21 protein-coding genes, 1 tRNA gene and 1 other RNA gene are annotated in these 24,287 nt (G+C 68.5%); 11 read left to right on the top strand and 12 right to left on the bottom strand.

The features are described 5' to 3' along the window. The 4 genes from GVV86_RS05155 to GVV86_RS05140 form a co-directional block, all read right to left on the bottom strand. Complete coding sequence (locus GVV86_RS05155) at positions 1-4,068, bottom strand: DNA polymerase III subunit gamma and tau (protein WP_159801813.1); 4,068 nt, start codon at positions 4,066-4,068, stop codon at positions 1-3. A gap of 9 nt (positions 4,069-4,077) precedes the next feature. Next, a complete protein-coding gene (gluQRS, locus tag GVV86_RS05150; RefSeq protein ID WP_201291377.1) occupies positions 4,078-5,001 on the bottom strand; it encodes a tRNA glutamyl-Q(34) synthetase GluQRS in 924 nt (307 codons plus the stop codon). 68 nt (positions 5,002-5,069) lie between these two features. Then, positions 5,070-5,165: signal recognition particle sRNA small type (gene ffs / locus GVV86_RS05145), an RNA gene on the bottom strand. Positions 5,166-5,531: 366 nt separating this feature from the next. Continuing rightward, entirely contained in the window at positions 5,532-6,971 is a 1,440-nt protein-coding gene (locus GVV86_RS05140) for an HNH endonuclease signature motif containing protein (protein WP_159801808.1), read from the bottom strand. A gap of 96 nt (positions 6,972-7,067) precedes the next feature. Here GVV86_RS05140 and GVV86_RS05135 point away from each other — a divergent pair. Continuing rightward, positions 7,068-7,152: transfer RNA gene (locus tag GVV86_RS05135), tRNA-Ser, on the top strand. A gap of 156 nt (positions 7,153-7,308) precedes the next feature. Here the strand turns inward: GVV86_RS05135 and GVV86_RS05130 are convergent. Further along, entirely contained in the window at positions 7,309-8,232 is a 924-nt protein-coding gene (locus GVV86_RS05130; protein WP_425513919.1) for an oxygenase MpaB family protein, read from the bottom strand. Between the two features lie 191 nt (positions 8,233-8,423). Between GVV86_RS05130 and GVV86_RS05125 the strand changes: the two genes are divergently transcribed. Then, complete coding sequence (locus GVV86_RS05125) at positions 8,424-8,939, top strand: glutathione peroxidase (RefSeq protein WP_159801803.1); 516 nt, start codon at positions 8,424-8,426, stop codon at positions 8,937-8,939. Between the two features lie 8 nt (positions 8,940-8,947). Here GVV86_RS05125 and GVV86_RS05120 read toward each other — a convergent pair whose 3' ends face one another. Beyond that, a complete protein-coding gene (locus GVV86_RS05120) occupies positions 8,948-9,817 on the bottom strand; it encodes a hypothetical protein (RefSeq protein ID WP_159801800.1) in 870 nt (289 codons plus the stop codon). A 114-nt stretch (positions 9,818-9,931) separates the two neighbouring features. On the opposite strand from GVV86_RS05120, the gene GVV86_RS05115 reads away from it, so the two are divergent. The 8 genes from GVV86_RS05115 (at position 9,932) to GVV86_RS05080 (ending at position 16,810) form a co-directional block, all read left to right on the top strand. Further along, positions 9,932-10,945, top strand: coding sequence for a LacI family DNA-binding transcriptional regulator (locus GVV86_RS05115; RefSeq protein ID WP_159801797.1), 1,014 nt, complete (start codon positions 9,932-9,934; stop codon positions 10,943-10,945). After that, entirely contained in the window at positions 10,942-12,474 is a 1,533-nt protein-coding gene (locus GVV86_RS05110; protein WP_159617187.1) for a sugar ABC transporter ATP-binding protein, read from the top strand. The genes GVV86_RS05115 and GVV86_RS05110 overlap by 4 nt, the downstream gene beginning before the upstream one ends. Then, positions 12,471-13,442: an ABC transporter permease gene (locus GVV86_RS05105; RefSeq protein ID WP_159617186.1), complete on the top strand. Its 972-nt coding sequence runs from the start codon at positions 12,471-12,473 to the stop codon at positions 13,440-13,442. The genes GVV86_RS05110 and GVV86_RS05105 overlap by 4 nt, the downstream gene beginning before the upstream one ends. 41 nt (positions 13,443-13,483) lie before the next feature. Next, a complete protein-coding gene (locus GVV86_RS05100) occupies positions 13,484-14,425 on the top strand; it encodes a substrate-binding domain-containing protein (RefSeq protein WP_159617185.1) in 942 nt (313 codons plus the stop codon). Continuing rightward, positions 14,422-15,378 carry a ribokinase gene (locus GVV86_RS05095; RefSeq protein ID WP_159801795.1) on the top strand — a complete coding sequence of 319 codons (957 nt, stop codon included), beginning with the start codon at positions 14,422-14,424 and terminating at the stop codon, positions 15,376-15,378. The genes GVV86_RS05100 and GVV86_RS05095 overlap by 4 nt, the downstream gene beginning before the upstream one ends. Next, positions 15,375-15,758, top strand: a complete 384-nt coding sequence (gene rbsD / locus GVV86_RS05090; protein WP_159617183.1) for a D-ribose pyranase — start codon at positions 15,375-15,377, stop codon at positions 15,756-15,758. Before GVV86_RS05095 ends, rbsD begins: the two co-directional genes overlap by 4 nt. A gap of 97 nt (positions 15,759-15,855) precedes the next feature. Continuing rightward, positions 15,856-16,155 carry a type II toxin-antitoxin system VapB family antitoxin gene (locus tag GVV86_RS05085; protein WP_120165727.1) on the top strand — a complete coding sequence of 100 codons (300 nt, stop codon included), beginning with the start codon at positions 15,856-15,858 and terminating at the stop codon, positions 16,153-16,155. Continuing rightward, positions 16,148-16,810, top strand: a complete 663-nt coding sequence (locus tag GVV86_RS05080; protein WP_159801793.1) for a LytR C-terminal domain-containing protein — start codon at positions 16,148-16,150, stop codon at positions 16,808-16,810. Before GVV86_RS05085 ends, GVV86_RS05080 begins: the two co-directional genes overlap by 8 nt. Positions 16,811-16,847: 37 nt before the next feature. Here the strand turns inward: GVV86_RS05080 and tgt are convergent, their stop codons facing one another. The 3 genes from tgt to GVV86_RS05065 all read right to left on the bottom strand — a co-directional run bounded on the left by tgt (position 16,848) and on the right by GVV86_RS05065 (position 19,663). Further along, the gene (gene tgt / locus GVV86_RS05075) at positions 16,848-18,125 is read right to left on the bottom strand and encodes a tRNA guanosine(34) transglycosylase Tgt (RefSeq protein ID WP_159801791.1); all 1,278 of its coding nucleotides are present in this window, start codon (positions 18,123-18,125) and stop codon (positions 16,848-16,850) included. Between the two features lie 47 nt (positions 18,126-18,172). Continuing rightward, on the bottom strand, positions 18,173-19,024 hold the full coding sequence (locus tag GVV86_RS05070) for a DUF6707 family protein (protein ID WP_201291366.1): 852 nt from the start codon (positions 19,022-19,024) through the stop codon (positions 18,173-18,175). 99 nt (positions 19,025-19,123) lie between these two features. Next, a complete protein-coding gene (locus GVV86_RS05065) occupies positions 19,124-19,663 on the bottom strand; it encodes an NUDIX hydrolase family protein (RefSeq protein WP_120165723.1) in 540 nt (179 codons plus the stop codon). A gap of 171 nt (positions 19,664-19,834) precedes the next feature. Here GVV86_RS05065 and GVV86_RS05060 point away from each other — a divergent pair, with 171 nt between their 5' ends. Then, positions 19,835-20,419, top strand: coding sequence for a YdeI/OmpD-associated family protein (locus GVV86_RS05060; protein ID WP_159801789.1), 585 nt, complete (start codon positions 19,835-19,837; stop codon positions 20,417-20,419). 24 nt (positions 20,420-20,443) lie between these two features. Here GVV86_RS05060 and GVV86_RS05055 read toward each other — a convergent pair whose 3' ends face one another. Genes GVV86_RS05055 through GVV86_RS05045 form a run of 3 tightly spaced genes read right to left on the bottom strand, consistent with a single transcriptional unit; the run spans position 20,444 to position 24,206 of the window. Then, the gene (locus tag GVV86_RS05055) at positions 20,444-21,547 is read right to left on the bottom strand and encodes an ABC transporter ATP-binding protein (RefSeq protein WP_201291365.1); all 1,104 of its coding nucleotides are present in this window, start codon (positions 21,545-21,547) and stop codon (positions 20,444-20,446) included. Between the two features lie 16 nt (positions 21,548-21,563). Then, positions 21,564-23,129, bottom strand: coding sequence for an ABC transporter permease (locus GVV86_RS05050; RefSeq protein WP_159801787.1), 1,566 nt, complete (start codon positions 23,127-23,129; stop codon positions 21,564-21,566). 27 nt (positions 23,130-23,156) lie between these two features. After that, complete coding sequence (locus GVV86_RS05045) at positions 23,157-24,206, bottom strand: iron ABC transporter substrate-binding protein (protein WP_159617177.1); 1,050 nt, start codon at positions 24,204-24,206, stop codon at positions 23,157-23,159. Positions 24,207-24,287 lie beyond the last annotated feature (81 nt).

The raw sequence follows: 24,287 nt of genomic DNA, 5'->3' as shown, positions 1-24,287 counted from the left end.
CTACTGGGCGTCGATTCTACGCTCCTCGACGAGCCGGCCGTTCAGGATCCGTTCGATCGCCGACCGCCCGACGAGACCGGTTTCCTCGATCGTCTCATCGTCGGCGCTGGGAACGTCTTCGACGTACCTCAAGTCTACGGTTCCGGACCCGGCCGCGGCCTCCTCCGCCCGCTTCCTGGCTGCTTCATCGAGCAACCGCTGGTACCGGCTGATGGGTTTGGCGGACGTCTCGGGTGCCGGGGCAGGGGCATCCTGGGAACCACGTGCAGCGGCACCCGGAGACTGGGGCTGAGCCGATGTCTGTGGCTGGCCTGGGGGCTGCCGCGGGACGGGCGACTGCGGTTGGACCGGTGCCGGTGCCGGTGTCTGCGGTTGGACTGGTGGCTGCGCTGGTCCTTGCGGCCGGCCGTCGCCTGGTCCCGAGAAGGGGGTTGCTGTCGAAGTCGAAGTCGAAGTCGAAGTCGAAGTCGAAGTCGAGGTCGAGGTCGAAGCCGAAGCTGGTGCCTGGGAGGTGGCCTTTGCCTGCGGTCGCGCCGGGACGCCAGTATGAGCCTGGGCCGGAGCGGCTGGCTGCGGGCCATTCGCTGTCTGGTGGCCCTGGGGCTGGGAGCCCTGTGCCTGTGACGGTACCCCTTGTGCCTGTGACGGTACCCCTTGTGCCTGCGGTGGTACCCCTTGTGCCTGCGGTGGTACCCGTTGTGCCTGCGTCTGAACCTGCGCCTGATCCTTCGGCTGGACCGGTGACTGCGGCCGTGCCGATGTGCCGGAGAAGCCCTGCGCCGGAGCGTGGGGTGCGGCGTGTGCGCCAGCGGTCTGCGCCGGCACCTTTGGCCCTGCCGGTGCACGGCGGACTGACGATGGTTCCTGCGGCAGCGATGGAGAGGCGGGTGCGCCGGGAGCACCGGGGGCGCCATTGAATAAGGGACCCGGATCGTACGCATCCTCGGGGGGCTCGATCAGTGCCCACGAGTCGTCATCGGGGTCCGGGTTCTGCCAGTACGGAGGCGGCTCAGAACTCGGTGACGGCGCGCTGTCATTCCGCGCGGTCCGGGGTGCAGAAGGTCCGCTGGCCGAGTTCCCCTGCGGTCCTGCACCCGGTCCTGCGGTCGGTCCTGCACCCGGTCCTGCGGTCGGTCCTGCGGTCGGTCCTGCACCCGGTCCGCTGGCCGAGTTCCCCTGCGGTCCTGCACCCGGTCCTGCGGTCGGTCCTGCGACCGGTCCTGCACCCGGTCCTGCGGTCGGTCCTGCGACCGGTCCTGCACCCAGGCCTCCCTGGCCGGTCGGCGGCACAGCGCGGCCGTCGGTTGGACCCCTGCGGTCGCCGGTAGGGACCGTGGGGGCTCCTGCTGACGGACGTTTTCCACGGGAAGGCATGTCGCTGGTTCGAGGTGAGCCGTGTGCGGATGAGCCTGGCGTGGGTGAGCCGGGCGCGGACGCATCGGGCGCGGGCAAGCCCGTCGTGGGTGAGCCGGGCGCGGATGGGCCCGTCGTGGGTGAGCCGGGCGCTGATGATCCCGGTTTAGGTGAACTCGGCGTGCGTGAACCCGCCGCAGATGAGTCCGATGTCTGTGGTCGAGAGCCGGGGCCAGCCGCACCACTTGCGGGGCTGGCGGGATTGGCCACCGAGCCCGTTCGCTCGTGCGGCTGCTGGGGGTGGGGAGAGGCTCCCAACGGGTTGGGCACACCGGGAGCAGTCGATGGGGCTGCCGGACCAGGAGCAGCGCCCATTGGTGCCGCCTGCGCAGACGGCTGCGCAGGGGGCTGCGCCTCGGGTCGGTCGGGCGCGGCGGCAGGGCCAGCCGGAGACGCTACGGGCGCGCCCGAACGCTGGGAGAGGGATGCTGCGGCCGAGGGCGACCCAACCCCGGGGTTCGACTGCGGGTCGGGAGTGCCCTTAGCCGGCGTTGGCCGGCTGGCCGGTACTTTTGGGTCCGACTCACCCCGACCCGGACCGTCGAGGATGGCCTCGATCATGCAGTCGAGCCCCAGGACCTTCTGGATGGCCTGGCGCACGTTGTCCATATGCGGCCCGCGCTGGAAGGCTATGGCATTCCCCGGAGTGGTGAAGGCGAGGATGAGCTTATTGCCCTCCATCGACCGCGGCTTCGCATCGACATTCACATTCAGCCAGGTGATCCGCTTGATCTTCGCGAGCTCGTCCATGATTTCCGGCCAGGCGCGGCGGACCATCTCAATCTGTCCTGAACCGCCCGGGGCGGAAGGCGCTTCGGCGGGGGTGGCCTGGGCCGGCCGCTCCGGAGCTCCAGAAGGAGTCCCGGTGCCCGGATCGACAGCGGGGGCCGGGCTGTGCGCGGCGGGGTCTGCAGCGGAGCGGTTCACCGGTGCACGGTCGGCGGAGGGTTCAGTCGCGGGTGCCGCGGGTGCAGCTGCCGCGGGCGCAGCAGGCGCGGGGGGTTCGCTGCCCCAGCTGTTGCCCCAGTCAGCCGACGCGGCGGCCGGTGCGGGCGAAGGAGCCGCTGGGGCAGCACCGGTGGGCGTCGCGTCGGATGCGGCGTCACTGCCCTGGCCGCGCCGTGGTTCGGGCGCGGAACCGGCCCGAGCTGCCTCGCCACGCGCTACCGCCGGTGACGCTGCCGCCGGTGACGCGGCGTCCGGCGTCGGGTCGGCCGGCGCCGCAGTATCGGCAGTCCGGCTGTCCGAAGGGCGGTCACCCGCCGTCGTCGGCCCCGATGCCGTCGTGACTGGTGAAGCACTTGATGCCGGGGCGGGTGGCGAACCGGCTGCCGGGCGGGTTGCACCTCCGGCCGGAGCCGACGGTGTACCGGCCGTGCCGAGTGCGGCGCCCTGCGCGCCATCGGCGGCAGCGGTCTCAGCGGGACGGCCCGGTCCCTGACCCGCTGTGCGTGCCGGCGGGGTCGCTGTCACCGGAGCCGGTTCGGAGCCGGCGTAGGCGAGCCGGCGCTCGATCCGGTCGACCCGGGCAAGGGTTCCGCGCACCGACTCGTCCGCGGCGGGCAGCAGGATCCGCGCGCACAGCAGCTCAAGGTGCAGCCGCGGTGAGGTGGCTCCGGTCATCTCGGTGAGCGCGGTGTTGGTGATGTCGGCGGCGCGGGACAGTTCACCGGCGCCGAGCTGATTCGCCTGGGTCCGCATGCGGTGCAGCTGGTCCTCGGGGATGCCCCGCAGGACGGAGGCTGCACCCTCAGGGACGGCGTTGATGACGATCAGGTCGCGGAAACGCTCGAGGAGATCCTCAACGAATCGCCGCGGGTCGTGACCGGTCTGGATCACCCGGTCCACTGCGGTGAAGACGGTCGCGGCGTCCCCGGCGGCGACGGCGTCGACGACGTCGTCAAGCAGTGTCGCGTGGGTATAACCGAGCAGGGAGACGGCCAGTTCATAGTCAACGCCGGACTCGCCCGCGCCCGCCATCAGCTGGTCGAGCACCGAGAGGGAGTCGCGCACGGATCCACCGCCGGCCCGCACCACCAGGGAGAGCACGCCCGGAGCAACCGGCACGTTTTCCTGCCGGCACAGCAGCTCGAGGTAAGCCATCAGCGGTTCCTGCGGCACAAGCCGGAAGGGGTAGTGGTGGGTCCGCGAGCGGATCGTCCCAATCACCTTGTCCGGCTCGGTCGTCGCGAAGATGAAGAGGATGTGCTCCGGTGGCTCTTCGACGATCTTGAGCAGGGCATTGAAGCCGGCCGAGGTCACCATATGGGCCTCGTCGATGATGAAGATCTTGTAGCGGTCACGGACCGGGGCGAAGGTGGCGCGCTCGCGGAGGTCCCGGGCGTCGTCAACACCGCCGTGGCTGGCGGCGTCGATCTCGATGACATCGAGGCTGCCGGAGCCGTTGCGGGCAAGCTCGACGCAGCTGTCGCACACACCGCAGGGTGTCGGCGTTGGGCCCTGTGCGCAGTTCAGGCAGCGGGCGAGGATGCGTGCCGAGGTGGTCTTGCCGCAGCCGCGGGGACCGGAGAACAGGTAGGCGTGATTAACCCGGCCCTTTTCGATGGCGGCCATCAGCGGGTCGGTGACGTGCTCCTGGCCGATCACGTCCGCGAAGGTCTCGGGGCGGTACCGACGGTAAAGGGCTGTACTCACAGATGAACCTTATCGGTTGGGGGTGACGGAACGCATTCCGGTGGAGGAGAAGAGGGAAGGCTCGAAGATCCACGGATCGCTGGGGAGCTGGTCCGGATCGAATTCTTCAAGGACGGAATTCAACGGACCGGGCGGCAGGTCCAACGATTTCAGGATGACGGCGCGGACGGCCTCGACCGGGAGCCCCTCCGCTCCGAGCGCTTCCAGGGTCACCGACCCGTCCCGCTTGGCGAGCCTGCGCCCGTCCTGGCCCAGCGCGAGCGGCACGTGCGCATACAGCGGCACCGGAACGCCGAGCAGGCCGGCGAGGTACGCCTGGCGCGGGGCCGAGCTGAGAAGGTCCCCGCCGCGCACCACCTGGTCGATTCCCTGGGCGGCGTCGTCGACGACGACCGCGAGGTTGTAGGCGGGCACGCCGTCATTGCGCCGGACCACGAAGTCGTCGACGGGACCGGTGTACTCGCCATGCAGCAGGTCCTGAATGGTGAGGGCCTCGACGCCGGCGCGCAGCCGGAGCGCGGGCGGCCGCTCACGGCGGCGGAGCTCGCGCTGGGCGTCGGTGAGGTTCCGGCATGTTCCGGGGTAGACGCCCGGTAGCGCGTGGGGAGCGGTAGCGGCCTCCGCGATGTCGCGGCGGGTGCAGAAGCACTCGTACAGCAGGCCCGCCTGCGTCAGGGCCGCGATGCTCGCCTCGTACCGCGGCAGGTGCTCGCTCTGGCGGATGGGCGGTGAGTCCCAGTCCAGACCCAGGTCCGAGAGCTCCCTAAGCTGGGCTTCCTCGGCGCCGGCGCGGGCAGTGTCGAGATCCTCGATGCGGAGCAGGAAAGGGCGTCCTGTGGACCGGGCGAACAGCCAGGCGAGGATCGCCGTCCGTAGGTTGCCGAGGTGCAGCTCGCCGGAAGGGCTTGGCGCAAAGCGTCCCGCCCCTGAGATCGTCTCCATGGTCTAGCTCCCTCGCCGCATTCCCTGCCAGGGGGTCGGCCCATTCGGCCGACGGTTAAAGTGAAGACCCCCCATGCACCTGCCAGAGCCCGCTTACCCTTGCTACCTTCCGGTCCTGGGGGAGTTCACAGGATGACACCACATGAGGGGCCGGGAAATAGTCTACAGGAACTTCAGGACTGCTCCTGAGCCCGACGCTGGCCCCGCGTTGCGCTTCAATTTGGGCACCTCCAGTGGGCAACGGCGACGGCGGTATGGCCGCGCGCTTACCATTCCGGCGGGTTGCATGACTAGGACGGCGGTGGGTCGTCAGTCGACGGCGACCGTCAGGTCGGGCGTCCATGGGTCTCCGGCGGGTGACATGACTAGGACGGCGGTGGGTCGTCAGGCGACGGTGACCGTCAGGTCGGGTATCCATGGGTCTCCGGAGGGTGCGAAGAAGACTAGAACGGCGGTGGGTCGTCAGTCCGTGGAGACCGTCAGGTCGGGTATCCATGGGTCTCCGGAGGGTGCGAAGAAGGCTAGAACGGCGGTGGATCCTCAGCTGGCGGCGGGTGCCAGGCCGACCCGGGTGTCCGCCCCGACACCCGGGCCGACGCCGACGCCTGTCCGGCATCGGGGTGCACCGCGGCAGGGGGATCCTCCGGTCTCGTCGAGTAGTTCCTTCCGGTTGGCGACGTCCAGGCGAGCACCCCTCCGGGATGCTGCCGCACCGACCATCCGGCCTCGTGTTTCATGCGGTGGTGCTTGGGACAGAGGCAGGCGAGGTTCCCGGGCCGGGTGCTTCCGCCGTCTTCCCAGGGGACCGTGTGGTCGAGGTCCGCCGTGGCCGCTGACCGGTTACATCCCGGATACCTGCAGGTCTTGTCGCGGGCGCGCAGGTAGGTTTTCAGGTCCGTCGGTACCCGATAGCGGCGCCGGCCGACGTCGAGCACCGCCGAATCCACCGGATCGGTGAGCAGCCGCAGCAGGGAAGGTGCATTCGCCGCGAGTTTCCGGGCGATACTTGCCGGGATCGGGCCGTACCCCTCAAGGTCGCCGGGCATCTTGCTCTCTCCAAGCAGGGACAGCACCGGAACCGTTACGAGCACCTGGGGCCGAATGCCGCTCAGAATCCCCTCCTCCTGCAGGGACGGGTTGTCCTGGATCACCAGACCTGCAAGCGCATCCGCACGCAGCTGGGCCAGGGTCCGCGCCTCGTTCGGGCCCTGCGCGGCGCGTGCGGCACGGGTCAGCCGGTCGAACATGGCAACGGCAGTTTCGGCGCCCAGGAACGCGCTGAGGTAGGCCATGCCGTCCGGAGCCGGTTCCAGCCAGACGGCCCGGTCGGCCTCGGCCTTGGTGCGTCGTTCGGCGGCTGCCTCAGGGCACATCTTCTCCCGCAGCCGTCGGGCCCGGACCGCGAGCTGCGGACGGGTCAGGTCCGGGGCCACCCTCAAAAGGGATTCCTCATACCCGGCCCGTTCGTCAGCAGGAATGCCAGTGCTTTCCCGGATGATCACCTGTGCGTGCTGGTAGTTGATCGTCCCTGAGCTCAACGCCTCGAGTGAAGTTGGGAAGTCTTCGACCAGTGCGGTCGATTCATTGAGGAGGAATCCGGCGGTACCCTCAGGAATGTTGAGGACGCACGCGGTCTCACTGACGGCGTTCATCGAAGCCAGGCGGTGCTCGACTCCGGACGGCGCGCGTTCGGTCATCGAGGTGCCGACGCGGTGAACGATTTGGGCCTTCAGGGCGGAAAGCCACCTCTCCAGCCGCGCAACCTTCTCAAGGGTGCCAACAGCCTCACCGGCATTCAGCTCAGCGATGGCGGCAGGGTCAAGGGCCGTAAGCTCGTGCGCAAGCCACAGCGGCTCGTTCTCGAGGTACGAGAACAAGCCGTCCTCGAGGGTCGAACTGGGCGCCGTCCACTCTGGATCGAAGGCTTCGTCGGCCTTGGTTTCCGGTGCTGGCTGGACCATGCCTATAGTCCATCACCTCCCTCTGACAAAACAGGCGGATGGCGCCGATTCGGAACCTGACCCATGTTTAGGTATTCTGGTATCTGCTCCAAATTAGGAGGATTCGCCTAGCGGCCTATGGCGCACGCCTGGAACGCGTGTTGGGTTAACGCCCTCGGGGGTTCAAATCCCCCATCCTCCGCAGAAAATAAGCCCCGGTCTTCAACGGCCGGGGCTTGTTTCATGCCCTCAGGGAGGCAGGTACCTGAGAGCCGGAAGCCTCGATTCATCAACTCGTGGTCCTCAGTCCGGCGTCCGTCCCGGGCCTGGAGCCTCCGTCCCGGGCCTGGAGCCTCCGTCACGCGGTCCGTCGGCTGGATCCGGCTGCCCTTACCCGCGCGATCCGCCGGCGGGCGGCGGCCTCGCTCGGCCCCTCCGGCCCCAGCCCGAGTCGCACCACCTTCAGGACAACATGGGTTGCCGCCTTGACCGGTAGCGGGATCGGCCCGAGGGAAGGCACCCGCAACCCGAGCATCTCCCGGTGGCGCGGCTCAAGGGTCGCGACCGCCGCAGCGAACAGCACTCGATAGCCGAGCCGCTGCGAGGCAGGCAGGGGAGGGCGCCTGATGTACGCGAGGGCCTCCTGGACCTGATCGCTGTTCGTCAGCTCAGGGTCGAAGGCCGACAGTTGTGCTGCCAGCTCCGCTTCCGAACGCGGTGGCGACTCAACCCCCATGAGCTCACCGGCCTGCGCCCATTCGGCGACGTACTGGTCGCCCCCGCCGGGGATGGGCCCCCCGTAGGCCTTGTGCGCGGCGAGGAACGCATCGGTGAATGCGAGGTGAACCCAGCGGATGAGCGCAGGATCAGCGGCGGAATACTCCCGGGTGGTGCCGCGGCTGTCGACGTAGGTGCCACGGACCCGTTGATGCAGCCGCTGGACGAAGGCGGATCCCTCCTGCGCTGTGCGCCGGGATCCGTAGGTGACGGTGAAGATCCACCGGATGGTGTTGGCCAGCCGCCCCAGGGGGTCCTCCCGAAATGAGGAGTGCGCATGGACGCCTGCCATGGCGCCGGGATGGAGGGTCTGGAGCAGCAATGCGCGGATCCCGGCGACGAGCGGGGTCATCGAGCCGTTAACCGCCCACACAGCCGACCCGGGAACGAAGTAACCGACGTCGTCGCCCTGTTCCAGATCCAACTGCCACTGCGGAATAGCAGGATCGCCCGCGGTGAACGTGGTGCGCAGCTGAGTGCGCCATGCCGCAACAAGATCCATCAGCATAGGTCTCCCTGAAAAACCGGCGCGGGCAGAAATGCCGCTGACCTCTTTCACGAAGGCCACGGCCGCGGAGTTCCCTGCCTGAACTCCCTGCCTGAGTTCCCTGCCCTAAGTTCCCTGCCCGGGCATCCCATCCGAAGGGCGCCCAAGAACGAAGATCCTTCACCGGTAACGACCAGTGAGGAGCAGCCATGCCCACAAGTGACCTCTACGACATCGAGTTGGCCATGAATGACGGCACCACGCGGTCCTTCGGTGACTTCCGGGGCAGCATCGTCCTGGTGGTCAATGTGGCGTCGAACTGCGGGTTCACTCCCCAGTACGAGGGACTTGAGCGGCTGTACCGGAGGTACGAGGCGGATGGCTTCGTCGTGCTCGGCGTTCCCTGCAACCAGTTCATGAATCAGGAACCGGCGAGCGACGACGAAATCCGGTCCTTCTGCTCGATGAATTTCGGCGTCACCTTCCCCCTTACGCGCAAGGCAGATGTGCGCGGGAAGAACCAGCACCCGCTGTACGCCCGGCTGACCGAGTACAAGGGCGCCGGCCTGTCGAAGTCGGTGCTGCCCGGGCTGGTGAGGTGGAACTTCGAGAAGTTCCTCATCAACCGTGAAGGGGTCATCATCGACCGATTCGCCCCCACCGTGGAGCCCGACGCCCCCCAGATTGCCGCTGCGATCGAGTCCTGTCGAAAGGCCGCCGCCTAAGCGGCGCCCTACCGGGCGAGGACGGTGACGCAGCCTGCGAGGAAGGCCGCTCCGGCCTCCTCGTTGACCAGGCCCTCCTCGATGAGGATCGGGTACGGCTTCTCCGGCACTCCGTCTGAGGGCCGGACGTCGACGTGGGCGACGTCGTAACCCTTGGCGAAGAGGTAGTCCGCCATCGCGTAGTCGGTCCGTGAGTCACCGACGGTCCGCCAGGTGGTGGGAACCTCACCAAAGGGAGCCAGCAGGGTCAGTGCCCGCTCCGCGCCGAGGTCCTTGCCCAGCCGGACCGATTCGATGTCGGTGGAGATGATGGTGGGGTCGATGCGGTAGCCGATCTCTCCGTTGCTGTCGGGCCGCTCATGGCCCAGCCGGACTCCGCCCATGTCGTAGCTCGCAAGGATGTCGAGTGCATCGGCGTCGAATTCGGTCTGGCCGGCCAGGTAGTCGGCGCTGCTGACGTCGAGCGACTGCTCAACCGAGACCATCGCGCGCTTGGTCTCATCGAAGAACATCAGCGCCGAGTACTTCTCCTCCACGAGGTCCCGGACGTCGTCGCCGAAGCTTGCGGGCAGGGCAAGTTCCCCGTCCACGTGCACTTCATCGGCACCGTCGGCGTCGAAGCTGAACCAGGATGCCCCTTTTTCGCACACCGCGTGGAAGCGGACTCCGGCCGGGATTCCGGCGGCCATCATCGGTTCCATCACCTGTTCCCGGATGAACGCATCCGAACGGCCGGTGTTGAAAATCACGGGCCAGCCAGCGGCCGCCAGCGTGAGTAGATTGTCGATGATCTGAGACGGGACTGTGCGGGTGAGGGGGCTGGCGACGGGGCCGTCGACGTCGAGGAGCAGGCCGAGCGGAGCGAAAGAGGAGGGCATGCTCCATTATGTTCCGCCCGAGCCCCTGCACCCAGTTGACGATCCACGTGATCTCGCCCATACTTGTGGAATCGGTTCCATGGAATCGATTCCACAATGGCGTAGGGAGCACAGGTGCGGGCCGTAACGATCGAGGACGTCGCCAAGGCGGCCGGTGTCTCCAAGGCCACGGCGTCCCGCGTCCTCTCCGGCCACCCTGCCACCTCACCCAATGCGCGCAAGGCCGTCGGGGCCGCCGTGGAACACCTCGGTTTCCGGCCCAATGCGCAGGCGAGATCCCTCCGGAAAACCCGCACGCAGACGATCGGACTTCTCCTGCCCGACGTCCGCAACCCCTTCTTCGCCGACCTCGCCCACGCCGTGGAACAGCGGGCCCGGGACTTCGGCTACCTCACCCTGTTCGGCAACGCCAACGAAAGTGTCGAGCAGCAGGACCGCTACATCGAAGTCATGCTGTCCCAGCGGGTCGACGGCGTGATCGCCGCTCCGCAGGGAGACGAGGAAAACCTCGCCAATCTGCTGGGCAGCGGCGTCCCTGTGGTGTTCGTGGACCGCGTCCTCGACAACGCCGACGTTCCCAGTGTCACCCCCGACAATGTCACCGGCATCCATGAGGCCGTCCGCCACCTCGCCTCCCAGGGGCACCGCCGCATCGGTTACATCGCCGGCCCCCAGTCAAGCTCCACCGGGAGGGAACGCCTTACCGCCTACCGGCAGGCGATCGCCGGCACCGGAGCGGACGACGCCGAGGAGCTCATATTCTTCGGAGACTTCCAGGCCGCGAGCGGAGCGGCGGGAGCGCGGACGCTCCTCGAGCTGGCAGACCCTCCCACGGCACTGCTCGCGGCGGACAGCCTGATGAGCATTGGCGCCATCGCTGTCTGCAACCAGCGCGGTGTGGCCATCGGCTCGGGCATTTCCTTCGTCGGCTACGACGACATCGAGGCCTTCACCCTCCTCAATCCCGCCCTCACAGTCATCGCGCACGACGTCGACGCGATGGGACGGATCGCCGTTGAAATGCTCACGAGCGTCATCGCTGGCGGGTCGCCCGCCTCCCGCGTGCTCCCAAGCCGCCTGATCGTCCGCGGTTCCACCCCTGAACCCGAGAGAGGACAACACCCATGAGTGGCAACCCCATCCTGACCCTCGACAATGTGACCAAGAAGTTCGGCCCTGTGACAGTGATTGACGGCGTGAGCGTCAACGTGCTGCCAGGCAGGGTGCAGGTGCTGCTGGGCGAGAACGGCGCGGGCAAGTCGACGCTGATCAAGATGATGGCCGGAGTCCACCAGCCCGACGGCGGCAGGATCCTCATTGACGGCAAGGAAGTCCACCTCCCCGACACAAAAGCGTCGGAGAAGCACGGTATCGCCACCATCCACCAGGAACTCAATCTCGTGGGGTCGATGAGCATCGCCGAAAATATAGCGCTGGGACGGATGCCCAGCCGCTTCGGCCTCGTGGACAAACGCAAAATGAAAGACGACGCCCGTGCGGCCCTGGCCCTCATCGGCCTCGACCTCGACGTCGACCAGCACGTGGGCGGACTGGGCATCGCCCGTCAGCAACTCGTCGAGATCGCGAAGGCGCTGAGCCTCAACGCCCGGATGCTGATCCTCGACGAGCCCACCGCGGCACTGACCAAGCGTGAAATCTCGGCGCTGTTTTCGGTGGTCGAGGACCTCCGGGAGCGCGGCGTGGGCATGGTCTTCATCAGCCACCACCTCGACGAGATCGAAGCGATCGGGGATTCGGTCTCCGTGCTGCGCGACGGGAAATTTATTGCTGAAGTGCCCGCGACAACGAGCGAAGACGAACTCGTGCGCCTGATGGTGGGCCGTGATATCGACAAGCAGTTCCCTCGGCGCCGGGAGTTCAGCGGCGCGCCGGAGACCCTCCTCGAGGTCAGCGGCCTCAGCACGAAGGGGATGGTGAACAACGTCTCCTTCTCGGTGCACGCAGGCGAGGTTGTCGCACTCGCAGGACTCGTGGGTGCCGGTCGCACCGAAGTGGTCCGGGCGATCGCCGGGATCGACCCGTACACCTCGGGCTCCGTGAGGGTCCGGGGCAAGAAGCTCCCACCGCTCAACGTTGGTGCTGCGGTCCGCGCCGGACTCGGCCATGTTCCCGAGGACCGCAAGGTGCAGGGACTCGTGCTCGGTGCCGCCGTCAACGAGAACATCGGCTACGCAACGCTCGCTGCGACGGCGAAGGCAGGCATTGTCGACTTTGCAGGTCAACGCCGGCGGGCGCAGGAGGTCGCCGACAGGCTGCGGATCCGGATGTCCGGGCTCGACCAGGCGGTCGGAGCACTGTCCGGAGGCAACCAGCAGAAGACTGTGTTCGCCCGGTGGATCGTCGCAGGATCGACTGTCCTGCTGCTCGACGAACCAACCCGCGGCGTCGACGTCGGTGCCAAAGTCGAAATTTACGAACTGATCAACGCGATCACCGCGGCCGGAGGTGCCGTCGTCATGGTCTCCAGCGAACTGCCGGAGGTGCTCGGCATGGCCGATCGGATCCTGGTGATGAGCGGGGGGCATATCGCGGGAGAAGTGCCGGCGGAGTCCGCCACCCAGGACGCCGTGATGTCCCTTGCCGTCCGTGACGTAAAGCGCGAACTCGAAGACAAGCAGATGAAGGACGAATCATGAACAAGGTAGCTGCCCGACGAGGGCTCGGAGGGGCGACGTTCGCGAAGTTCCTCGCCAACAATGGAGCATTGGTTGGACTGTTTGTCCTCGGGCTCGCGCTCTTCATCGCCACACCGGACTTCCTCACCGGCCCGAACCTGCTCAATATCGGGATCCAGGCCTCAGTGATCGCGGTGTTGGCCTTCGGGCTCACCTTCGTGATCGTTGCCGGTGGAATCGACCTCTCCGTCGGATCCGTCGCTGCGCTCTCCGCGATGGGATCGGCGTGGATTTTTTCACAGGCGGATCTGCCCGGATGGCTTGCGCTTGGCGGAGGGCTTCTCTTTGGAGCGCTCAGCGGCGCCGTCAGCGGCCTCGCCGTGGCGTTCGGCCGGCTCCCCTCGTTCATCGCCACCCTTGCGATGCTCAGCATCGCCCGTGGCCTCACTCTCGTCCTCTCCGAAGGGCGCCCCATCCCCACCGCCCCTGCGGTGTCGTTCCTCGGCAGCAACATCGGACCGGTACCCATGCCGATCGTCGTCCTCGTTATCGCGGGACTCGTTGCTGCCGCGATCCTCAATTTCACGGTCATCGGCCGTTACATGTATGCCGTTGGCGGGAACACCGAAGCCGCCCGGCTCTCCGGGATCCCGGTGCGCCGCGTGCTGGTCACCGTCTTCGCCCTCTCCGGATTGTTCGCCGCGCTGGCGGGGCTGCTGCTGTCCGGGCGGCTGGACTCGGCGCAGCCGCAGGCGGCCGTCGGTTACGAACTTGACGCCATTGCCGCCGTCGTCATCGGAGGTGCCTCCCTCGCCGGCGGAGTGGGCCGGATCAGCGGCACCCTGATCGGCGCGCTGGTCCTTGTGGTCATCCGCAACGGCCTCAACCTGCTCAACGTCTCCTCCTTCTGGCAGCAGGTGGTCATCGGCGTCGTGATCGCCCTCGCCGTGGGCGTCGACTCGCTGCGGAGAAAGAGCGCACGCCACTAGACCTTTTCCCACCGTCCAACCCACCAACAAAGGATCCAACAATGAAGTTCTCCTCCTCCCAGGCAACCGCGCTGACGATGTCGGTCGCACTCCTGCTCACCGCCACCGCCTGCAACCGCGGAGGCGGCGACACCGCCTCCGAAGGCGACAGCGTCACCCTCGCTGTCTCAACCCTCAACAACCCCTTCTTCGTTGAACTGCGCGACGGCGCCCAGGAGGCGGCGGACGAGGCCGGCATCACCCTGGATGTCATCGATGCCCAGAACGACTCCGCGACGCAGACCAACCAGCTCGCCACCGCCGCCACCAGCGGCACCGACGGCGTCATCATCAATCCCGTCGACTCCGACGCCGCAGCGGCCGCGGTGAGCCCCCTCGTCGAGGACGGGACGCCCGTCGTGGCCGTCGACCGTGCGGTCAACGGCGCCGAGGTGCAGTCGCTCGTCTCCAGCGACAACGTTGCAGGCGGCAAGCAGGCAGCCGAGGAACTCGCCCGCGCGATGGGCGAGAAGGGGAAGGTGATCGTCCTCCAGGGCGTGGCCGGCACCTCGGCAAGCCGTGACCGCGGCGCCGGGTTCACCGAAGGGCTCGCGGCCTACCCTGACATCGAGGTCGTGGCACAGCAGACGGCGAATTTCGACCGCGCCGAAGCGCTCAACGTGGCGACCAACCTGCTGCAGTCCAACCCCGATGTCACCGGCATCTTCGCTGAAAACGACGAGATGGCCCTGGGCGCGATCCAGGCACTGGGTGACCGGGCCGGTAGCGAGGTCAGCGTTGTCGGCTTCGACGGCACCGAGGAAGGCCTTGCTGCGATCGAGGCCGGCACGATGACGGCGACGATCGCCCAGCAGCCCGCCGAGCTCGGCAAGCGGTCCGTCGAGGTCCTTGCACAGCTCCTCAACGACGAAGAGGTCGAGTCCACGGTCCCCGTGCCGGTGACCACCGTCAACGAGGAGAACGTCGGGGAATTCACCGAATGAGCACCAAGGCATCGGGCATCGTCGTCGTCGGGTCCATCAACGCGGACCTCGTCGTGACGCTGGAACGCCACCCGCAACCGGGTGAGACCGTTCTGGGGCGGTCCATGACCGTCCTGCCCGGTGGGAAGGGCGCGAACCAGGCCGTAGCGGCCGCGAAGCTGGGGGCGCCGGTCACGATGATCGGCGCCGTCGGCGGCGACGCGTACGCGGATGCGGCCCTGGCCGGGCTGCGGGCCGCCGGCGTCGACCTCGCCCTGCACCCGGCGGAGGCAGGCACCGGGGTGGCGGTGGTCGAAGTGTCCGATGACGGCGAAAACTCGATCGTCGTGATTCCCGGGGCGAATGCCGAGGTCACAAGCGACGTGGTGCGTGCCAGCGGGGAGCTGATCTCGGGTGCCGGCGTCGTCGTGCTGCAGGGCGAAATCCCGGCCGCCGCGGTGGCCGAAGCCATCCGGCTGGCGACGGGTCGCGTGATCCTCAACCTCGCCCCGGTGATCGACCTCGACCGGTCAGCGATGCTGGCCGCCGACCCGCTGGTGGTCAACGAGCACGAGGGCACGCTGGTACTGGCCCAGCTCGGGGTTCCGGACCCGCCCGCGCCGGGGGATCACCGCCGCGTCATCGAGGGCCTTGCCGCGGCCGGCTTCCCCTCGGTCGTCGTCACGCTCGGCGCGGAGGGCGCGCTGGTGGCCGCCGATGGCAGCATCCGGGCGGTCCCGGCGCCCAAGGTGGCCGCGGTGGACACGACCGGGGCCGGTGACGCCTTCGTCGGAGCGCTGGCCGCCCGGCTCGCCGCAGGCGACTCGCTGATGGAGGGAGCGGCCTTCGCCGCCCGGGTGGGGGCATACGCCGTCCGGTCCGCGGGCGCGCAGCCCTCCTACCCGGCCTTGGGCGAAGTCCTGCCGGGGGAGCCGGGCGAAGGACAGCCAAGCAAAGCGGAGCCAGTCCAGTGAAACGCAGCGGCATCCTGAACCCCGCCCTCAGCGCGGCCATCGCGGGCCTCGGCCACGGCCACCTCGTCGTCATCGCCGACAGCGGCCTGCCCATCCCCGCAACGGTCCAGACCGTCGACCTCACCCTGGTCCGGGGAATCCCCCGGTTCACGGAAGTGCTGCGGGCGGTGCTGGCAGAGATCGTCGTCGAAGACAGCATCATCGCCACCGAAGCGCAGGACGGCGTGGCCGGGGAGTGGGTGCGGGCCGAGGGGCTCACTCCCCGCGCCATTCCGCACGAGGACCTCAAGGCCCTGCTGCCCACGGCGCGGCTGGTGATCCGCACCGGGGAGGCCACCCCGTACGCCAACGTGGTCCTTCAATCCGGAGTGGATTTCTAGGCGGACGATCCGTGGCCAAAGGTAACCCTTTGGCCACGGATCGGCGGCCGCGGGGGCTTATATTCCATTGCGCGCCTGTTTTCCATAGGCTGTATCAGTGATCTTTAAAGCTGTGAGCGATGGCCGACCCTACCCCGACCACGGACATGTGTCCCCAAGGGACTGGGCAGAGGTCCCTCCCCGGCAGGTCCGGCTCGATGAGCTGGTGACGACGAAAACCACCCTTGACCTTGAGGCCCTGCTCGCGGAGGATTCAACATTCTTCGGGGATCTCTTCCCCCATGTCGTCCAGTGGCAGGACACCCTGTACCTCGAGGACGGGCTGCACCGGGCCGTCCGCACGGCCCTTCACCAGCGCACCATCCTGCACGCGCGGGTGCTTGTGATCGATGGCTGAGGAGCCTTCGGGCCGCCGCGCCCGGGCCCTCGCCCGCAGGGACCCGACGGAGTGGCACGGACAGCGGATCGTGACCGAGACCGACCTCGGAGCCGTCTTCGCCGCGGAGGAGCGGGACCGGCGCGCCCTCAACTCAAAACGGATCCGCCACGGCATCGTCCTGCTGCTGCTGGTGGGGCTGCTGGGCGCTGCGGCCTTCACGGCGGTAGGCATCAACCGCGGGGACATCCGCATCGCCGCACTCGAGCCCACGCCGCGGGCCACCGAATCCTGCCCGGCCGGCCCGTTCGACTATCAGGACCCCAGTTCGGTGACCGTCAATGTGTACAACAGCACCGACATCGAGGGCCTTGCCGGCACCGCCGCGGGCCAGCTGCGGGAGCGCGCCTTCGTGGTCGCCGAGGTCGGTAACCGGGCGGTCGATCCCACCGGGATGACGGCCATCATCGTCTCCGGCCCGGACGGGACGGCCAATGCCTTCACCCTCCAGCGCACCATTCCCGAATCTGTCTATGTCGTGGACAAGCGGAAGGGGCGCACCATCGACATTGTCCTCGGCTCGGGCTTCTCCGCGATCGCCCCCGCGGAGAGCGTCGACAAGGCCCCGGGCGGCCTCGTCTGCTTCGCGCCGGCGACGCCGGCACCCGCGCAATGACCGCCGGCCTGAACCGGGAGAGCGGTGGCGCCGCGGATCAGCGTGCCGGGGACGAGGCGTAGTAGCGCCCGAGGATTTCGGCCTTGAGGTCGTAGAACGTCCCGTCGGCGATGGCGGCCCGCGCGTCGTCGACCATCCGCACCACGAAGCGCTCGTTGTGGATCGAGATCAGGGTGGCCGAGACCATTTCCTTCGCCTTGAACAGGTGGTGGATGTAGGCGCGGGTGTAGCTGGTGCACGTGTAGCAGTCGCAGCCCTCGACGAGCGGCGTGAAGTCCCGCCGGAAGCGCGCGTTGGAGAGGTTCCAGCGGCCGTCGGGGGTGTAGAACGCCGAATTCCGCGCAACCCTGGTGGGAGAGACGCAGTCGAAGGTGTCGGCGCCGTTCTCGATCCCGGTGAACAGGTCGTCCGGCTCCGAGATGCCCAGCAGGTGCCGTGGCTTGTCCTCCGGCAGCTCCTCGCTGCACCAGCCAAGGATCGTGCCAAGGTTTTCCTTCTCCAGGGCCCCGCCGATCCCGAAGCCGTCGAAGTTCATTGAGCCGAGGTCTTGGGAGGCCTTCCGGCGCAGGTCCTCGTACTGGGCGCCCTGGATCACCCCGAAGAGGGCCTGGTATGGCCGGTGGCTGCGCTCCTTGGAGAGCCGCTCGTGTTCGACGATGCACCGCTCTGCCCACAACCGGGTGCGCTCCAGCGATTCCTCCTGGTAGCCGCGGGAGTTCATCAGCGTGGTGAGCTCATCGAAGGCGAACATGACGTCGGCGCCGAGCTGGTGCTGGACCTGCATTGAGATTTCCGGGCTGAAGCGGTGCCGGTCGCCGTTGAGGTGGGACTTGAACCAGACGCCGTCGTCGTCGATGTGCGCCAGGCGTTCCTTGCCGGCGGCCACCCGGTCGTCGGCGCCGGCCGCCTCCGACCCGGAGGGGACGTCCATATTGATGACCTTCTTGAACCCGGATCCAAGGCTCATCACCTGGAAGCCGCCCGAGTCGGTGAAGGTGGGCCCGGGCCAGTTCATGAAGGCGCCCAGGCCGCCGGCCTCGTCGAGGATATCGGGGCCCGGCTGCAGGTACAGGTGGTAGGCGTTGGCGAGCAGCGCCTGGGCGCCGAGGTCCTTCATCGACTCGGGCAGGACGGACTTGACGGTCGCCTTGGTGCCGACGGGGATGAACGCCGGGGTGGCGATCTCCCCGTGCGGGGTCGAAATCACCCCGGTGCGGCCGTGCCGCCGTGCCTGCCCGTCGGGGCGGCCGGTGGTTTCCTCCAACCGGGCGCCGACGGTGAACGAGAAGGAGGACTGCTGGGACTGTGGATGCACCTGTCCATTTTGCCAGCTACCGTGGGCCCTCCCGTCCGCGGTGCGGCTCAGGAGGCGCTGGCGAGGCCCGCGACGGCGCTGAGCTCGTTGGCGATGCGCCGGTCGAGCACCTCGCGGCTGAGCGTCTCGGAGCCGCCGTGCGCCCGCAGGTACAGCAGGACGCCGAGGCGCAGCACCCGCCAGTCCTTCTCGGCCGCCCGGTTGCCGGCAGCGGTGGCCCGCAGGATCTCCGGGTCGTAAAGGTTGGGGTCGTTCAGCTGGCGCTGCCGCACCGCCGCATTGACCTTGGCGCGCAGCGGGTCGGTCTCGGACTCATCGGCCACCCTCAGCGCCGCGGAGTAGGCCGCGGACCGCGCCTCGTCACCGCGGGTCAGGTACGCGGCCATGGCCAGCGCGCTCTCGATCCACTTCCAGCGGCCGAAGTTGCCATCGAACCCGAGGTCCGTGAGCAGGTCCGCGGTCTTCAGGGCGCTGTCGGTGTCGCCCCGGTCGACGAAGAGGGTCAGCGCGAGGTCGTGAAGGTCCTGGAGGTTCGAGCCCGACTTGAAGTTGATGCCCCGCGCCAGCCGCTCGGCCAGTTCGCCGACGCGCTCACTGCCGGGGTGGAGTACGGCGACCTGGGCCACCAGCTCCTCGGGCGAGCCGTCGTCGGCGGCCACCGCGGGAACCAGCGGGGCGCCTCCTGCGGCCTCCACCGACACCACCGATCCGCTGGCGATGCGCAGCGTCCGCCCACCGGCCAGGGTGGCGACGACGACGGCGGGAACGCCGAAGTCATCGGACTCGATGTCGACGCTGCCCACCTCGACGTAACCGGAGCCGTCCGGAAGCGCGATGCGCTGGCCGGCGGCGACAGCCTCGGCCACGACGGGCCGTGCCTGGAGAGTGTTTTTTTCCACTTTTTTCGTACCTCGCTCAGCTGCCCCCGCGTGTGGCATCAGGGCGTTCCGCTGACCTGTGCCTAAATAAAGATACGGGAACGGCGTCCCGAAGCCCGACTAGCGGCCCCACCCGGCATGGGCCAGGGCCTGCCGGAGCAGGTCCGCGCGGCCGCCTGACAGCTCCGCCTGGATGGAGGGGCTGAGGGCTTCCGAGGGCGTCAGCCAGGACAGTTCGAGGGCGTCCTGGCGCGGACTGCACTCCCCGGTGACCGGGATCAGGTAGGCCAGGGCGACGGCGTGCTGGCGGTCGTCGGTCAGGCCGGTCTCTGAGGGGGAGGGGAAGTATTCGGCGATGGTGAACGGCAGCACCGACGGCGGGAGCTGCGGCAGGGCGAGGGGGCCGAGGTCCTTTTCGAGATGGCGCAGGAGAGCGGCGCGGATGGTCTCCCGGTACATCACCCGCCCGGAGACGAAGGTGCGCACCATCTCGCCCTCGGCGTTGGCCTGCAGGAGCAGCCCGACCTCGTTGACGTAGCCCAGGGCATCGCACCGGACCGGGATCGCCTCAACGTAGACCATCGGGAGCCGGCGGCGGGCCTCGTAAAGATCCTCTTCGGAGAGCCAGCCTGGATTGGGGTCGGGAGTGCGCACATTCATAACCAAGTTTTATAGCAGGAACGGCCCCGGAGAACAGCGGCGCGCTATCCTTCGGCCCTCGGCTGAAAGCCCGGGCCGTCCCGCTTTCCGTTTCGGGAGGTGCAGTTTCGGTCCTCCCGGCAGGCGTTTCCGGCGCTGGCGCGCGGCACCGGGCGGGCATACAGTGGCGCCATGGCCGACGATCTGCCCGAACTTTTCCTCCCCGGCGTCCGGGAGTGGACGCAGTGGCTTGAGGCGGAGCACGCGGATTCCCGTGGGGTGTGGCTGATCCTCACGAAGAAGGGCGGCACGCTCACCACCCTGACCTACGCGGAGGCGCTCGACGAGGTGCTCTGCTTCGGCTGGATCGACGGGCAGCGGCGGGGCAGGGACTCCGAGAGCTACCTCCAACGGTTCACACCGCGCACGCCGAAGAGCATCTGGTCGATCCGCAACTGCGCCTCCATCGAGCGGCTCACCGCCGAGGGGAGGATGCGGCCGGCCGGCCTCGCAGCGGTCGAGGCGGCACGGGCGGACGGGCGGTGGGACCGCGCGTACGCCGGCCCGGCCACGGCGGTGGTGCCCGACGACCTCGCCGCCGCGGTGGCCGCCAGCCCCCCGGCGCAGGCGGCCTTCGACGGGCTGTCCTCCCAGAACCGGTATGCCCTGATCTTTCGGCTGGGGCAGGTACACACCCCGGCGGGGCGGCAGCGGGCGGTCGAACGCTTCGTGGGGATGCTCGAGCGCGGGGAAACACCGTACCCGCAGAAGCGGTAGGGCCTCGGCGCCGCCCCGCCGTGCCTAGGCGGGGAAGGCGACGCCCTCGCCGACCACGCGGAGGCGCAGTTCGGTGCCCACCCGCGCCATGGCGGCGTTCCAGTGCCGGATGGTCACCGTCTGGCCGTTCATGCCCTGCGTACCGTCCCCGGTGGGCCCTGCGCTGCCGTGCAGGCGGATCTTCACCGTCACCTCGGGGCCGAAGAAATCGGTCTCCACGACGGTGCCGCGGATATTACCGTCCTCGGCAATCCGGATCTGTTCGGGACGCAGCATGAGCTGCACCCTGCCCTGGCAGGTGGGCCGGCGCACCGGGATGCCACCGAGCGCGCACATGGCAAGCGAGCCCTGGAGGTGGGCCTCGAGAATGACGGCGTCACCAAGGAACTCCGCCGTCGCCCGGTCGGCCGGACGGGTGTAGACGACGAAGGGGTTTCCCACCTGCGCCAGGACACCTCCGCGCATCACGGCGACCTGGTCGGCGAAGGAGAGTGCTTCGGACTGGTCATGGGTCACGAGGATGGTCGTCACGCCGGTTTCGGCGAGGGTCTTCGCCACGGTCTTGCGGGTGGCGACCCGCAGGCCCGCGTCGAGGGCGGAGAACGGCTCGTCGAGGAGCATCAGGGAGGGCTCCCGGGCCAGGGCCCGGGCCAGCGCCACCCGCTGCTGCTGGCCGCCCGAGAGCTGGTCCGGCCGGCGGTCCGCGTAGCCGGCCTCGAGCGAGACCATGCCGAGCAGCTCCGCGACGCGCGCGCGGGCGGCCCGGCGCGGGAAGTCGCGGCGGTCCAGGCCGAACGACACGTTCTCGCCGACCGAGAGGTGGGGGAACAGGGCGCCGTCCTGCGCCACGTAGCCGATGTTGCGCTTGTGGGCCGGCACGGGGTGCCCGGGCCCGCCCGCGACGATGCCGCCCTCGAACTCCACGACGCCCGAGTCAGGGGACTCGAAACCGGCGATGATGCGCAGCAGTGTCGTCTTTCCGGATCCTGAGGGTCCAACAATGGCCGTGGTGATGCCCTTCTGCACCGACAGGGTCAGCCCGCGCAGCACCTCGGTACTGCCGAAGGACTTGGTGACGTCCAGCAGTTCGAGGTGGTTCACGGCCGGGAGCAGGGGGGAGGTGGTCATGCCGTGCCATCCCCGCTCACTGGCCAACCGCCTTCTGGGACTGCCGGTACAGCAGGTAGGTCATGGGCAGGGACAGCAGTATCAGCAGCAGGGCGTACGGGGCCGCCCCGGCGTAGTCGATCTCGGAGCTGAGCGCCCAGAACCGGGTGGCGAGGGTCGTGACGCCCGAGGGTGCCAGCACCAGGGTGGCGGTCAGCTCGGTGGAGACGGCGAGGAAGACCAGCGCTGCCCCCGCGGCGGCCGCCGGGGCGGTGAGGCGCAGGGTGACCTTGATGAAGGCGCCCAGCGGGCGCGTGCCCAGCGCCTGTGCGGCCTCCTCGAGCTCGCGGGGGGCCTGCGCGAAGCCGGCACGCAGGTTGACCAGGGCCCTGGGCAGGAACAGCAGCGCATAGGCCGCGATCACCACCGGGGTTTCCTGGTAGAGCGGGTAGGCGAAGTTGATGGTGACCGTCACGAACGCCAGCGCCACAACAATCCCCGGCATTGAGCTGGTGATGTAGTTGCTGCTCTCGAGGAACCGGGCGAACCGGCCGCCGTAGCGCACGGCGAGCCACGCGATGGGGAACGCGGCGAGAACCGTGACGGCGGCACCGGTGACGCCGTACCCGAGGGTCTGGAACAGGGCGGTGGCGAGCTCGTCGACCTCCCAGACCGCCGTGCCGCCGGCGATGAGCCAGCGGACCACGTTGACCAGCGGCACGCCCAGTGCCAGCACGATGAGCGCCAGCACGAACAGGACCCCCGCGGGTTTCCACCGGGCCAGCGGCCGGGCGGCCGGGGCCGCGGCGACCCCCGGCCCGATCCGGGCGTAGCGGGCGTTGCCGCGGGCAGTGGACTCGGCCAGCAGCAGGAGCAGGCAGAGAACCACCAGGACGCTGGCGAGCATGTTTGCGGCGGCGCTGTTGAAGGTCGACTGGAACTGCTGGAGGATCGCCGTGGTGAAGGTGTCGAACCGGATCATCGAGTAGGCCCCGTATTCGGCCAGCAGATGCAGGCCCACCAGGAGGGCGCCCCCGCCGACGGCGAGCCGGAGCTGGGGAAGGACCACACGGAAGAAGACCCGCCAGGGGCCCATTCCGAGGGAGGCCGCCGACTGCTCAAGGCCGGAATCGAGCCGCCGCAGCATTGCCGCCGCCGGGATGTACACCAGCGGGTAGTAGCTCAGCACCGAGATCAGGACGCCGCCGGGAATGCCCGAGAGCGACGGGACAGTGCCGGCCCAGGCGTAGCTGTTGACGAACGCCGGCACGGCTAGCGGGGCGGCCAGCAGCAGCGAGGCGGTCCGCGCCCCTGGGAGGTCGGTACGCTCGACGAGCCAGGCCGCGGCCACCCCGAGGACGATGCAGGCCGGAACCGTCAGGACGACCAGGGCGACCGTATTGAACAGCAGCTCACCCACCCGGGGCCGCACGATCAGGTCGACGGCGGTCTCCCAGCCGGTGGTGGCGGTGACCGTGACCACGAAGCCGAGCGGGATCAGCGTTCCCAGGGTGACGAGCACGGCCGTCGCGGAAACGCCGAAAGGCGGGCGGGAGCCGGTGCTCCTGCCCGCCGTTTCGCGGATACGCTCAGCTGTGGCCATGGTGGCCCGGTTGTGCCTTCCCGCCCCTTAGAGGAGCCCGGCGTCGGTCATCAATTCGACGACCTTTTCGCCGTTGAGCTTGGCCGGATCGACCACCGGCGCCTCAAGCTCGGCGAGCGGGACGAGGCCCTCGCGGGGGGTGACCTCGGCGCTGACCGGGTATTCAAAGTCACTGCCGGTGCTCAGGGTCTCCTGGCCTTCCTTGCTGGTGATGAACTCAAGGAACTGGTTGGCGGCGTCCTGGTTGTCGGAGGACTTCAGCACCCCCGCTCCGGAGATCGAGACGAACGCTCCGGCGTCGGAGCCCTTGAAGTAGTAGGGCTCGAGGTCGCTTGAGTTCTCGCCGGTGCCCGCCTGGTCGGCGGTGTAGTAGTAGTGGTAGATCACGGCGGCATCGACTTCGCCGGCGTTCACTGCCTTCATGGCGGCACCGTTCTTCGGGTAGATCTTGGCGCCGTCCTTCATGGCGGCGAGCCACTCGGCGGTGGCCTCCTCGCCCTCAAGCTCGAGCATGGCCGAGACGATCGCCTGGAAGTCCGCGCCCCCGGCAGCGGCGCCCCAGCGTCCGGCCCACTTCGGGTCGGAGAGGTCCATAATCGACGTTGGCAGGTCGGCCTCGGAGATCTTGTCCGGGTTGTAGACGAACAGTGTGGAGCGGGCGGCGACGCCGGTCCACTTGCCGGTGGTGGGACGGTACTCCTCGGGAACGTTCTCCTGGACGGCCGCGGGGATGTCGGCGAACAGTCCGGCGTTCTCTACCTGGGTCATGGCCGGGGAGTTTTCGGTGATGAACACGTCGGCGGGGGACTTCTCGCCCTCCTGCAGGATCTGGTTGCTCATTTCGGTGTCGCTGCCCTGGCGGACCGTCACTTCGATCCCGGTTTCTTCGGTGAATTCATCGACCCAGGCCTGGGTCATCGACTCGTGCTGCGCGTTGTACACGGTGAGTTCGGCGGCCGAGTCCGAACCCTCTTCGGCGGCGGGTTCGGAGGCCGCTCCCGAGCCGCAGGCTGTCAGGGCAAGAAGCAGGGCGGCCGTGAGCGCGGCGGGCTGAACCTGCTTGGAACTGAAAATCATTGGAGCCTTTCAACAAAACGGCGGGCGGCAGCGGCTGGGCTGGACCGGCAGGACTGGAGTGTGAACCCTCACACATAGGTA

Source organism: Arthrobacter zhaoguopingii (genome assembly GCF_009828595.1).
Taxonomy (GTDB): domain Bacteria; phylum Actinomycetota; class Actinomycetes; order Actinomycetales; family Micrococcaceae; genus Arthrobacter_D; species Arthrobacter_D zhaoguopingii.
This window is presented reverse-complemented; position numbering and strand designations above follow the sequence as displayed.

Excerpts from the sequence above, each read along its gene's own strand:
- GVV86_RS05110 (WP_159617187.1), top strand. The coding sequence starts at position 10,942 with ATGAGTGGCAACCCCATCCTGACCCTCGACAATGTGACCAAGAAGTTC.
- GVV86_RS05120 (WP_159801800.1), bottom strand. The coding sequence starts at position 9,817 with ATGCCCTCCTCTTTCGCTCCGCTCGGCCTGCTCCTCGACGTCGACGGC.
- GVV86_RS05080 (WP_159801793.1), top strand. The coding sequence starts at position 16,148 with ATGGCTGAGGAGCCTTCGGGCCGCCGCGCCCGGGCCCTCGCCCGCAGG.
- GVV86_RS05060 (WP_159801789.1), top strand. The coding sequence starts at position 19,835 with ATGGCCGACGATCTGCCCGAACTTTTCCTCCCCGGCGTCCGGGAGTGG.
- GVV86_RS05045 (WP_159617177.1), bottom strand. The coding sequence starts at position 24,206 with ATGATTTTCAGTTCCAAGCAGGTTCAGCCCGCCGCGCTCACGGCCGCC.
- GVV86_RS05100 (WP_159617185.1), top strand. The coding sequence starts at position 13,484 with ATGAAGTTCTCCTCCTCCCAGGCAACCGCGCTGACGATGTCGGTCGCA.
- GVV86_RS05095 (WP_159801795.1), top strand. The coding sequence starts at position 14,422 with ATGAGCACCAAGGCATCGGGCATCGTCGTCGTCGGGTCCATCAACGCG.
- GVV86_RS05050 (WP_159801787.1), bottom strand. The coding sequence starts at position 23,129 with ATGGCCACAGCTGAGCGTATCCGCGAAACGGCGGGCAGGAGCACCGGC.
- GVV86_RS05125 (WP_159801803.1), top strand. The coding sequence starts at position 8,424 with ATGCCCACAAGTGACCTCTACGACATCGAGTTGGCCATGAATGACGGC.
- GVV86_RS05105 (WP_159617186.1), top strand. The coding sequence starts at position 12,471 with ATGAACAAGGTAGCTGCCCGACGAGGGCTCGGAGGGGCGACGTTCGCG.
- GVV86_RS05055 (WP_201291365.1), bottom strand. The coding sequence starts at position 21,547 with ATGACCACCTCCCCCCTGCTCCCGGCCGTGAACCACCTCGAACTGCTG.
- GVV86_RS05140 (WP_159801808.1), bottom strand. The coding sequence starts at position 6,971 with ATGGTCCAGCCAGCACCGGAAACCAAGGCCGACGAAGCCTTCGATCCA.
- GVV86_RS05065 (WP_120165723.1), bottom strand. The coding sequence starts at position 19,663 with ATGAATGTGCGCACTCCCGACCCCAATCCAGGCTGGCTCTCCGAAGAG.